Annotated in this window: 13 protein-coding genes and 1 pseudogene; 4 read left to right on the forward strand and 10 right to left on the reverse strand. The window is 66.3% G+C overall.

The features are described 5' to 3' along the window. Nucleotides 1-182: hypothetical protein (locus EJK15_RS73845; RefSeq protein ID WP_206061458.1), on the forward strand; the 182-nt coding region annotated here is incomplete at its 5' end. 39 nt (nucleotides 183-221) lie between these two features. On the opposite strand, the gene EJK15_RS64090 is transcribed toward EJK15_RS73845, so the two are convergent. Next, nucleotides 222-1235 (reverse strand): helix-turn-helix transcriptional regulator, encoded by a 1014-nt coding sequence (locus tag EJK15_RS64090; protein WP_138720057.1) that lies wholly within the window; start codon nucleotides 1233-1235, stop codon nucleotides 222-224. 175 nt (nucleotides 1236-1410) lie between these two features. On the opposite strand from EJK15_RS64090, the gene EJK15_RS64095 reads away from it, so the two are divergent. Both EJK15_RS64095 and EJK15_RS64100 read left to right on the forward strand, forming a co-directional pair. Beyond that, nucleotides 1411-1860, forward strand: coding sequence for a carboxymuconolactone decarboxylase family protein (locus EJK15_RS64095; protein WP_138720058.1), 450 nt, complete (start codon nucleotides 1411-1413; stop codon nucleotides 1858-1860). Between the two features lie 128 nt (nucleotides 1861-1988). Beyond that, nucleotides 1989-2636 carry a YdeI/OmpD-associated family protein gene (locus EJK15_RS64100; RefSeq protein ID WP_206062135.1) on the forward strand — a complete coding sequence of 216 codons (648 nt, stop codon included), beginning with the start codon at nucleotides 1989-1991 and terminating at the stop codon, nucleotides 2634-2636. 103 nt (nucleotides 2637-2739) lie between these two features. Here EJK15_RS64100 and EJK15_RS64105 read toward each other — a convergent pair whose 3' ends face one another. From EJK15_RS64105 to EJK15_RS64125, 5 genes are all read right to left on the reverse strand, one after another. Then, nucleotides 2740-2979, reverse strand: a complete 240-nt coding sequence (locus tag EJK15_RS64105) for a Tn3 family transposase (RefSeq protein ID WP_138720059.1) — start codon at nucleotides 2977-2979, stop codon at nucleotides 2740-2742. Between the two features lie 72 nt (nucleotides 2980-3051). Further along, nucleotides 3052-3441 carry a DUF6262 family protein gene (locus EJK15_RS64110; RefSeq protein ID WP_276615592.1) on the reverse strand — a complete coding sequence of 130 codons (390 nt, stop codon included), beginning with the start codon at nucleotides 3439-3441 and terminating at the stop codon, nucleotides 3052-3054. 56 nt (nucleotides 3442-3497) lie between these two features. Beyond that, entirely contained in the window at nucleotides 3498-3839 is a 342-nt protein-coding gene (locus tag EJK15_RS64115; RefSeq protein ID WP_240778017.1) for a DUF4158 domain-containing protein, read from the reverse strand. A gap of 180 nt (nucleotides 3840-4019) precedes the next feature. Further along, entirely contained in the window at nucleotides 4020-4787 is a 768-nt protein-coding gene (locus EJK15_RS64120; protein WP_138720061.1) for an SDR family oxidoreductase, read from the reverse strand. 195 nt (nucleotides 4788-4982) lie between these two features. Further along, complete coding sequence (locus EJK15_RS64125) at nucleotides 4983-5270, reverse strand: antibiotic biosynthesis monooxygenase (protein ID WP_138720062.1); 288 nt, start codon at nucleotides 5268-5270, stop codon at nucleotides 4983-4985. Between the two features lie 68 nt (nucleotides 5271-5338). Here EJK15_RS64125 and EJK15_RS64130 point away from each other — a divergent pair, with 68 nt between their 5' ends. After that, nucleotides 5339-5812, forward strand: coding sequence for a MarR family winged helix-turn-helix transcriptional regulator (locus tag EJK15_RS64130; RefSeq protein ID WP_138720063.1), 474 nt, complete (start codon nucleotides 5339-5341; stop codon nucleotides 5810-5812). Between the two features lie 272 nt (nucleotides 5813-6084). On the opposite strand, the gene EJK15_RS64140 is transcribed toward EJK15_RS64130, so the two are convergent. From EJK15_RS64140 to EJK15_RS64155, 4 genes and pseudogenes are all read right to left on the reverse strand, one after another. After that, the gene (locus tag EJK15_RS64140) at nucleotides 6085-6342 is read right to left on the reverse strand and encodes a hypothetical protein (protein ID WP_138720064.1); all 258 of its coding nucleotides are present in this window, start codon (nucleotides 6340-6342) and stop codon (nucleotides 6085-6087) included. Between the two features lie 167 nt (nucleotides 6343-6509). Beyond that, a complete protein-coding gene (istB, locus tag EJK15_RS64145) occupies nucleotides 6510-7319 on the reverse strand; it encodes an IS21-like element helper ATPase IstB (protein WP_138720065.1) in 810 nt (269 codons plus the stop codon). Continuing rightward, nucleotides 7316-8970, reverse strand: a pseudogene (istA, locus tag EJK15_RS64150) (IS21 family transposase). Before istA ends, istB begins: the two are co-directional and overlap by 4 nt. Nucleotides 8971-9298: 328 nt before the next feature. Next, nucleotides 9299-10057 (reverse strand): SDR family oxidoreductase, encoded by a 759-nt coding sequence (locus EJK15_RS64155; protein WP_138720066.1) that lies wholly within the window; start codon nucleotides 10055-10057, stop codon nucleotides 9299-9301. Nucleotides 10058-10096: the final 39 nt, after the last annotated feature.

A 10096-nucleotide genomic window follows, 5' to 3' on the forward strand; every position in this document is an offset into this window, starting at 1 on the left:
TGCGCCTTCTTGAGCCAGTCGGCGAAATGATCGGCGACTTCTTAGAGGGAGAGAGCTACGAGGCCGTCGAACACCAACGGCTCTTCATGATCAGACAGGGCATCCCGGCGTCGTTCCTTCCCGACCGGGTCGACGACGAGCACATCTGCCTTCGGCCCACCCGTAGAAAACGTGTCCGTTAGGGGAACCTCGATTGAGACAGTCAAGATTGCAGTCGCACTTCATGGTGGCTGGCAACATCCGTCACTGCAGGTAGCCGTGTCGGCGATCGGCGGATGTTTGTGTTGCTGATTGTCCTTGAGGAGTTGTTGTGTGCGGGTGAGGAATGCCTGGCGGACCTCTTCTGGGTGCAGTATCTGGAGTCGTCGGCCGAGGCTGAGCAGGTAGCGGGCCAGGCCATCGGCGTCTGGCCCGCCGATGTCGATGATCGTTGCGTCATCGCCGTCCGGGTGGTGGATGCCGACCGTTGGTGGCACCAGCCTGCGGGCCTCATCGGCCGGTACGGCCAGGCGGATGGTCACCCGCACCGGGTAGGGCCTCAGCGCGATGCCCGTGCTGACCATCTGTGCTGGATCTGGCGGGTCGGGCAGGGCAGTGGCCTGCCCGGTGGCTGTGGCATCGATGATGCGATCGGTACGGAAGGTGCGCCAGTCCTGCCGCGTCAGGTCGTAGGCGAGGAGATACCAGCGGCGGCCGGTGTAGATGAGCCGGTAGGGGTCCGCTCGGCGGGTGGACGTCGTTCCGGCCCGGTCGCGGTAGGTCAACTGGGTGCGTTCGCCTCGCCGGCACGCGGTGGCCAGGTCGAGCAGCAGCGCGGGGGAGATCTGGCTGTCGTCGGGTCGCGTGGTGTGGGTGAACGCGGCGTCCAGCTCGCCGAGCCGGTCGGCGATCCTGGCCGGCAGCACCTGGCGTAGTTTCAGCAGCGCCGACAGGGCTGCCTGGTCGCTGCCGGAGACTCCGCTGAAGGCGGCGGTGCGCAGCCCGACAGCGACCGCGAGGGCCTCCTCCTCGTCAAGGATCAGTGGCGGAATGCTGGTTCCAGGCCCGAGGTGGTAGCCGCCCCATGGGCCCATCTCCGATTCGATGCCGTAGCCGAGTTCACGTAGCCGGGCGATGTCCCGGCGAACCGTCCGTTCGGTGATCTCCAGCTGGGCGGCCAGATCAGCGCACGTCCAGGACCGCCGCGTTGACAGCAAAGACAGCAGCCGCAGCAGCCGTGCCGAGGTGTTGAGCACGGCTAACAGTCTGCTCGATAACCAGGACCGTTTCTGACCGGGTCATACCGTAACGTCGCCGGCATGACCGAGAATTCCTCGGCCGAAAAGTCCATTACGACGACGATGACCTCCGCCAAGGTGCGTCAGATGACGGGCCCGGATGGGCGCACGTAACCGACGAGGGGCAGGACCCATGGAAGCACGCATGAAGAGCGTGGCGAATCCCGACGTGATCACAGCGATCCAGCATCTCCACAAGGCGATTCACGCCGGTGGCGTCGACCCGCTCGTGCTCGAACTGGTCCATCTGCGGGCCAGCCAGATCAACGGCTGCAGCCCGTGTGTGTTCGCCGGCGTCCAGTCAGCGAAGAAGCATGGAGAGACCGAGGAGCGGCTGCACAACGTGGTCACCTGGCGCGAGACCCCGTTCTTCACCGAGGAGGAGCGGGCAGCGCTCGCGCTGACCGAGGCCGCCACCCGGATCCAGGACGGCGCGCCGGGCGTGACCGACGAGATCTGGGACGGTGCTGCCACCCACTTCGACGAGAACCAGATGTCCGCGATCATCCTGAACATCGCAATCACCAATTTCTTCAACCGGATCAACCACACGATCCGGGAGCAGGCCGGCAAGACCTGGTGAAGGCGGGCGGGCGCCATCCGTCCAGAGGACGCGGTGGCGACGTGGCGAAGGACGTGATCGGCCAGTTCCACCGCTGATCGATCCAGCGCCACTTCCGGTAGGCCCCCGTCCTGGGCTCCCACCTTCGGGTGACCGCCGACAACCATCCCTTTGGTGATCATCAGGGGCACGTGACGATGAGCGACGAACTACTGGAACTGACCGTTACCGATGCCCGAGCCTGGCGGGAGTGGCTCAGCAGGCACCACGACAGCTCGGCAGGGGTGTGGCTGGTCCTCGCCAAGCAGAACACGACCCGGCCCACCAGCCTGACCTATGACCAGGCGCTCGACGAAGCCCTGTGCCACGGCTGGATCGATGGTCGGCTACGACGGCGGGATGAGATCACCTTCTGCCGGCGCTTCACCCCTCGCGGGAGGCAAAGTCCCTGGTCAGCGCGGAACGTTTCCATCGTCACCCGTCTGATCAGCGAGGGCCGGATGCATCCGGCCGGAATGACCGAGGTCGAACGCGCCAAGGCCGACGGCCGCTGGGAGGCGGCCTACGCGGGACAAGCCGGCATCGAGGTACCAGCCGACCTGGCCGCCGCATTGGCCGCGAAACCCCAGGCACAAGCGATGTTCGACATCCTCACCTCCCAAAACCGCTACGCCATTCTCTATCGGATCGCGAACGCCAAACGCGCCGAGACCCGAGCCCGCCGTATCACCCAGTTCGTTGACATGCTCGCCCGCGGCGAGGCGATCCACCCACAAAAGCGCGCCCTCGGCAGTTGAATGCGGGCCCACTCCTCTCCCCCGCCTCGCTCCTCCAAGCCCACGCACATGGCGGCTCGGCGTTCGGCCAGACCCGGAACCTTACCCAGCCCCCAAGAACCCGTCATAGGCGCAGGCTCGGCTCAACAGCGGCCGGGCGCAAGGGGCGCCAGCCGCCTCCGTCGAGTTTGGCGAGCTCGGCTTCGACGTCGACGGTGATGACGCCGAAGAAGTTGACGTTCTCGCTATGGGCCGGGGAGATGTGGGCCAGCAGCTCATCAGGCACATCCCGGCCGCCGGCGCGCAGGTTTTTGACGGCGAGCTGGTAGTACTCGGTCGTCCACCTGGTATCCGGGGTAACGATCTTGAAAGTCTATGTTCGCCCAGGTGGAACGCTTGCGGTCGTGTCCGTAGGAGAAGAGGTGAGCGGCACCGGTCAGCTGTCCTGCGGTGAGGCGTTGGCGCGGTGGCCGAGGCGGCGCCGGAGTTCGAGGATCTCTCCATGAGCTGTCTCCAGCGCCTGTTTCAGGGTGGTCATCTCCTCGCGGTGGCGTCGTTTGAGGTCGCTGAGTTGAGTGGTCAGGATGCGGATGACGCTGCTGGGCTGGTCGGGATCGGGCGACGCAGGGGTCGGTTGTGGAGTGGCTCGTTGCTGGTCGCGTAGCTGTTCGACGCGGCGGCGGAGTTCGGCGTTGCGATAGAGGAAATCGAGGGAAACGCCTGCGGCCTGGGCCAGGGCGCGGAAGGTGATCGGGTCTCCGCGGCGGATCATGTCGCGCAGACCTTGTCTGCTCCCGCCTGCCGTACTCCTCCAACACCGCCGCATCCACACCCAGCCGCTCGGCCAGCCGGGCCACCGCCACCGGCGGCGCCGAGCTCACCTCATCCGGGGACGAACCCAAGCCACGGCAACGTACACAGCTGAACAGCAAGCCCCAAGCGGTCCGTTGCGCCCCACCCATGGCCCGGGTCGACGAACGCGACATCAGCCGGTGTCAGCGTGAAGAACCGGATCAGATCATCCCGGCCGATGTCGGGGAACGACCGCAGCTGCTCCAGCTGCTCCAGCTGATCCTCGGAGAACAACCGCGTCGATACGGACCACCTCCACGACGTACCAGGAAAACCTGATTTTGCCGGTGAGTAGCAGAAGTGTTTGTCGGTCAGTTTGGACAGCACTCGGGGGCTGATCGGGCCCGAAATGTCGGTGAGAAGTAGCAGCACCCGGATACTCGATTACTCACTTAGCGTGTCCATGTGATTGCCGATAGGGACGTGCGGGGGCAGCGCGCCGGGCGTATGGGTCCTCGGCAACGGTTGATGGCGTCTGCAATCAAGGACACCGTCGCCGAGGGCCGACTCAACGGACGTCTACACTGTCCGCCCGACGCGATCTCGGGATTCTCACCAGGGCAGTGGGCCGTCCTCGCTGAAGAACCCAGCGGTTGGCCCGTCCGCGCCGACCGTGGCCAGGCGCACCAGGACCGCGGCGCCCTGCGCGGGGGTCAGGTGCCCGGTGTGGTTGTTGCTGTCGGTGTCGACGTAGCCGGGCGCGACGGCGTTGACCAGCACACCGTCCTTGCGCAGCTCGTTGGCGTACTGCACCGTCAGCGCGCTGAGCGCTGACTTGGAGGGGTTGTAGGCGGCCGAGGGCAGCAGGGCGGTGAAGGGCCCGTCCGGGTCGCTGGTGAGGGTCAGCGACGCGGCATGGCTACTGACGTTGACGATGCGCGGCGCCGGTGACCGCCGCAGCAGCGGCAGCATGGCGTTGGTCACAGTGATCACCCCGAAGACGTTGGTCTCGAAAACCGCTCGGACCATGTCTAGGTCGACGGTGCTGGGGATCTGATCGGTAGCGTCCGCAGGCGAGACCTGCCCGGAGCCGGTGATGCCGGCGTTGTTGATCAGGATGTCGAGGTAGCCGAAGCTCGCCTCGATCTGCTTGGCGGCCGCCCTGACACTGACCTGGTCGGTGACGTCCAGGGTAATCGCGTGCGCGTCGGTGCCGGCCGCGCGCAGCGCTGCAGCGGCCTCCTCACCACGCTGCGGGTCGCGGGCCCCGATCAGGACCATCATGCCCATCGCCGCGAGTTGCTCAGCGGCCGCACGGCCGATCCCCTTGTTCGCTCCGGTGACCAGCGCAATCTTCTGGTGGGTGGTCTGGTTGCTCACAGCTGCTCCATGTAGTGGAAGGTATGTTCTTTCGAAAACGTGTCTTCGATGCTCGAGCAGAGACGGCTCGGGCGCCTGTGGCCTGGAAGTGGGAAGAGCGGAAAAGATCGTCTGGTGGCGTCGCCCGGGACACACCCGAGACAGGTTGGTTCACGGTGGGAGGCGACCGAGACGCCGGATGGTTTCCGGCGGGAGTCAGCGCACGCTGACCGTGACTTCGCCGCTGTAGGTCTCGCGTGTGTTGACAATCGGTGGCGGCAGTTGCCCGGCCGCTTCTCGCATCCCGCTCATGCCGTCAAGGAAGGCTTGCTGCGAGGTCCAGTGCTGGGTCACGACGACTGTCTCCTGGTCTGGGGCCATCACGTCGAACGAGATGAAGCCGCTCTGGTGGCGCAGCATCGCGCCGGTGGCCTCGCCGCGCCGCACCTCCTCGGCGACGTTGGCCGGGGCCAGCTTGAAGATCGCCACTACCTGATAGGCCATTCCATACTCCTTTGGGAAACCGATATGTACGGTGAGCCGAACTATACGGTGAGGCTATCATTCTGTCCATGACCGAGATCCGCCTGCTGCCCGGCCTGCCGCTGACGCATACGCCGGCCGATCCGGCCGAGGAAGCGTGGCTGCTGATCGCCGAGGTGTCGGCGCTGCGCACCGGCCGGTGGATGACGACGGCCGCAGAACTCGGCTTGACCGCGGTTCAGGCGCGGGCGCTGGTCGCGGTGGATCCTCATATCCCGGCCGCGATGGGCGTCCTCGGGTCGGCGCTGTGCATCGACCGAGCGTCGCTGACCGAGCTGGTCGATCATCTTGAGCATCGCGGCTACCTGGAGCGGCGAGCATCGCCGCAGGATCGGCGGGTGAAGGTGCTCGCCGTCACTTCGGCGGGCGCAACTGCCCGCGAACGCTTGATCGGGGCGCTCACCACACCAGATCCCGGACTGGGCCGTCTGCCCGCCGAACAACTCGACACCATCGCCACGGCACTGCGCCGGGTACTGGCCGAGAGCGTTTCCGATGACTGAGAGATAGTCCTGAGCTGGGGATGTCGCTAAGACTCGTTTTGCCAGGTAAACGTGGTTGAGTTCGCCTAGCTCAGGATGCCTCATTGATCGGTGGGGGTGGCTGACGGCGTCTTCGAGGTCGGCAAAGCAAGATCAATACGGGATGGAAAACGCCTTCTGACAATCAGGGGCGCTGGGCATGGCGGAGTTCTCTGTGGCGCCTGACGGAGACTGGCTGGCGCGTCTACTTTCATCAGGGCACTTTGGCTGGACGCTTTGAGCAGTGATGCCCCTCAGGCCAGGAGACCTAGGGTTTCGGGCGTTTCCCAGGCCGTCAAATACCGCTCTGGGTCGGTTTCCTCCTGCGCGAACTGGTTGATCAGTTCGGCGAGGGCTTCCCGGTTCGGTTCGGGGAGGTCCCGCAGGAGGGCGATCACTGGCTGGAGCACCTCCATCGCGACCTCGGGCGCGATGGCGTCGTCGGCGCTGAGATCAAGCCTAATGACGATCTCCGTGAGGGCTTTGGCGAGGGTGCGTTCGAGCGTGGTCATGATGGGGGCTCCTGGCGGGCCGTTGGGGCTCTTCCTCGACGCTGCGACGATCGCCGCGGCTCGTCCCGCGTCAAGATCGTTCGTCCTCGCTTCGCTGCGGGCGCTGCATCTTGACCCGCTCCTCCCAGCGGCGGGCCAGGCGTTGTCGAGGATGAGCCAGGGAAAGGTCAGCCAGCGGCCTTGCCCGCGACGGTGGCGGCGGTGGCCTGGGCGCGGGTCTGGGCGAGCCGGTAGGATTCGGTGCCGGTCTCGATGATGTTGCCGCCGTAGGTGAGCCGGTCGACGATGGCCGCGCAGAGCCGAGGCTCGGTAAATGTCTTGGTCCATCCCGAAAACGACTCGTTTGAGGCGATTGCGACGCTGTTGGTCTCCTCCCTTTCGGTGAGAACCTGGAACAGCAGTTCGGCTCCGTGGCGATCAAGCTCCATGTATCCGAGCTCATCAATACAAAGCAGATCGACGCGGCCGTAGCGGGCGATGGTCTTGGTCAGCACCTTCTCATCGGCGGCCTCGACCAGCTCGTTGACCAACTTGGCGGCCAGGGTGTACTTGACCTTGAACTCGGCCAGCGCGGCCTCGGTGCCCAAAGCGATGAGCAGGTGCGACTTGCCGGTTCCGGAGTCGCCGATCAGACACAGCGGCAGGTGCTTGCGCACCCAGTCGCAGGTCGCCAGAGAGTGGATGACGGCCGGGTCGACGTTGGGGTTGGCCTCGAAATCGAACTCGCGCAGTGATTTCTGCCTCGGAAAGCTCGCCGCCTTGATCCGCCGCTCCGATGCTTTGCGCGCCCGGTAATCACATTCGGCCATCAGCAGCTCGGCCAGGAAGCCGAGATAGCTCATCTGGTCGCGCGGGGCGGCGGCGGCCAGCTCGACGAACTGGCTGCGGATGGTCGGCAGCCGCAACCGTTGGCAGGCCTGGTAGATCGAGGCTTCGGCCGCCTCTTCGGTCAGGGCGCGGCGGTGAAAGGTGGTCATGGCAGCTCTCCCTCGGATGCGGGCCGGCCGCCAGTGCGGCGGCGCAGCAACTGGTCATAGACGGCCACCGACGGCAGCGGCCGAGTATCAGGCGGCAACTGGGCCAGCCGCCGGGTGGTCAGCGACACCACTGCGGGCTCATCCAGCCAGGCCAGCCGTTCCGGCCGGGGCGGCGGTGGACCCGGCTCCGGAGTGTCGTCGGCGTGAGCGATCTTGCGGGCCTCCAGCGCGACGGCATCAGCGGTCAGCGCGCCCACCTTCAACGCGGCCTCCATCCCCGCCACCACGTGCCGATGCTCCATGCGCCGGTGCAGCAGCAGCACCTCAATCAACGCCCGGGTCCCGTCCGCGTCCCCGTGCTTGCGACGGGCCGCGGCCCACCAGGCCTCATGCGTGGCGGTGAAGGCGCCCGCGGCCCGGGCCTGTTCCAGCGCGGTGGCACCGGGCAGCGCGCCGGGCTTGTGTGCCAGGGCCTCCAGGTAGTGGTCCAGCTCCAGCCGGGCCCCGCCCTTGGCGATCAGCCGCTCGTGCCGGGCCACCTCGACGCCCTTGTGGTAGACGACCAGGTGGGAGGCGAACAGCATGACCCGCACCTGGTGCCCGGCCAGACCGATCGGCACCGAGTAGCGATTGGTGCGCACGCTGATCTGTCCGTGCATGTTCACCCGCGGGGTCAGCAGCCGGCCGATCTCGAACGGCTCGACCGGCAGCGGCGCCAGCAGGGTCCGCTCGTGGGCGAAGCGCTCGCCGATGGTCTGGGTGCGCATCCGGATCCGGCGCTGCTCGTCTTTCACGTCCCACTGGTCGATCAGCGTGTTGAGCTCGCTGATCGAGGCGACATCGGGTGGGCACCAGGTGGTTGCGACGGAACCAGCCGATCTGGCCCTCCACTCCGCCCTTCTCGTGCGCGCCGACCAGACCCGGCCGGCAGTAGAACGCGTCGATTCCCGGCCCAGCTGCGGAAGGCCACCCACCGCTCCGACTCCACCCGGGCCCGGGAGAAGCCCAGCACCCGGGCCACCGCAGGCTTGAGGTTGTCGTAGCGCACCTTGCCCGTGGGCACGCCGCCCAGTACGGACATCGCATGCACGTGCCCCTCGAAGAAGGCCTCCTGCGAGCACGTCAAGAACATCCGGTGCACGGCCTTGCCCGACCACGACAGCCGGAACGAGAACAGATAACACCTGGTCAGCTCGCCCGCCAAGTGGATCCAAACGTCCCCGAAGTCCACCTCGGCCTCGGCCCCGGGCTGGTGGCTCTGCTCGATGAAGACCTCCGCCGGCGCCCGGCCCGCCTCTAACCGGATCTGCGGGCGGCGCTTGCCGACGTAGTCGCGGACCATCCCGTACGACACCTCCACCGCGCCGTGTTCCTCCACCAGCCGGTCGAAGATGCGCTTGGCGGTGTGCCGCTGCTTGGCCGGCGCGTCCAGATCCACCCGCAGCATCTGATCGATCAGCGGCTTGAACGGATCCAGCCGGGACGGCCGGGGCGGGAGCGGCTTGCGCGGCTCGGGCCAGACCGAGGCCAGCGCCTTCTCCACCGTGCGGAAGCCCACGTTGTGCTTACTCTGGATGGCCCGGATGGACAGCCCCGCTCGAGAATCGCGGCGGATCGCCGCGTACAGCTCGACCTTGGACTTGGGCTGCACCAGCGCCACCTCATCCCGCGAAGCACATCAATGCTCCCACCGCAAGCCCTCGGGCGCTGTTACTTCTCAGCGACATCACCTTGCAGCGGAAACGATCGCTGTCGCAGCAGACCGTCAAACGCTGTCACTTGTCATCGACAGAACCAAAAACAGTACGAACCGTAACGGTGGTGATCAGAACGCCCGACACTGACCCCGCATCACCGCAGGTCAGCGATATCCGTTGTTTTTCGGCCCGGACTGCCGGGACCCCATGACACACCGCGAGGCCAGGCGAGCGCTAACGGCCGCTTCAGCGCCAAAGTCCGCTGACAGAACGTAGCGGTGATTACAGAGAGCTACTTTGGGGCTGGTCGCGCGGGCCCGAGTGGGGGGCCATGAAGGCCACGGTCTCGGCGATGTCACTGGACTGCAGGACGTCGATCTGGCCGATCAGGTCGGCCATGAGCTTGCTGGCGTCGGGGTCGGTGACGTGGTCGGGCAGTTCGGTGTCGACCATGCCGGGCTCGATGGTGGCCACGCGGATGTTCTTCGGGCCGAGCTCCACCCGCAGCAGCCTGGTGAGGTGGCTGATGTAGGCCTTGGTGCCGGAGTAGATCGAGAACTTCTCCAGGATCCGGGTGGCGGCGATGGAGGAGGTAGTGATCAGGTCGGCCGGCTTTCCCGCCTCGGCGGCGGCGCTCAGCTGTGGCAGGAAGGCGCCGATGACGTTCATCACGCCGGTGATGTTCAGGTCGATCTGGCGCTGCCAATCGTCGAGTCGCAGCTCATCGATGGCGGAGATGAGCTGGACACCGGCGTTGTTGAAGACCAGATCCGCTCGCCCGAGCTGCTCGGCGACCTGGTCGGCGGCGGCGTGGACGGCTTCGCGGTCGGTGACATCGACGGGCAGCGCCATGGCGACCCCCCCAGCGGTTTGGATGCTGTCGACGAGTGTGTCGAGCTTGTCTTTGCGCCGGGCCATGACGGCGACCTTGGCGCCCAACTGGGCCAGGCGCTGCGCGGTGGCGGCGCCGATGCCGCTGGAGGCGCCGGTGACCACGGCCACGCGGCCGGCGAGCGGAGTGCCGGTGAGCAGAGCAGACATGAGTCGTGCCTTTCTGCTAGCGATTGACTTCTTGGGATC

Source organism: Nonomuraea basaltis, from assembly GCF_005893125.1.
Lineage (GTDB): Bacteria > Actinomycetota > Actinomycetes > Streptosporangiales > Streptosporangiaceae > Nonomuraea > Nonomuraea basaltis.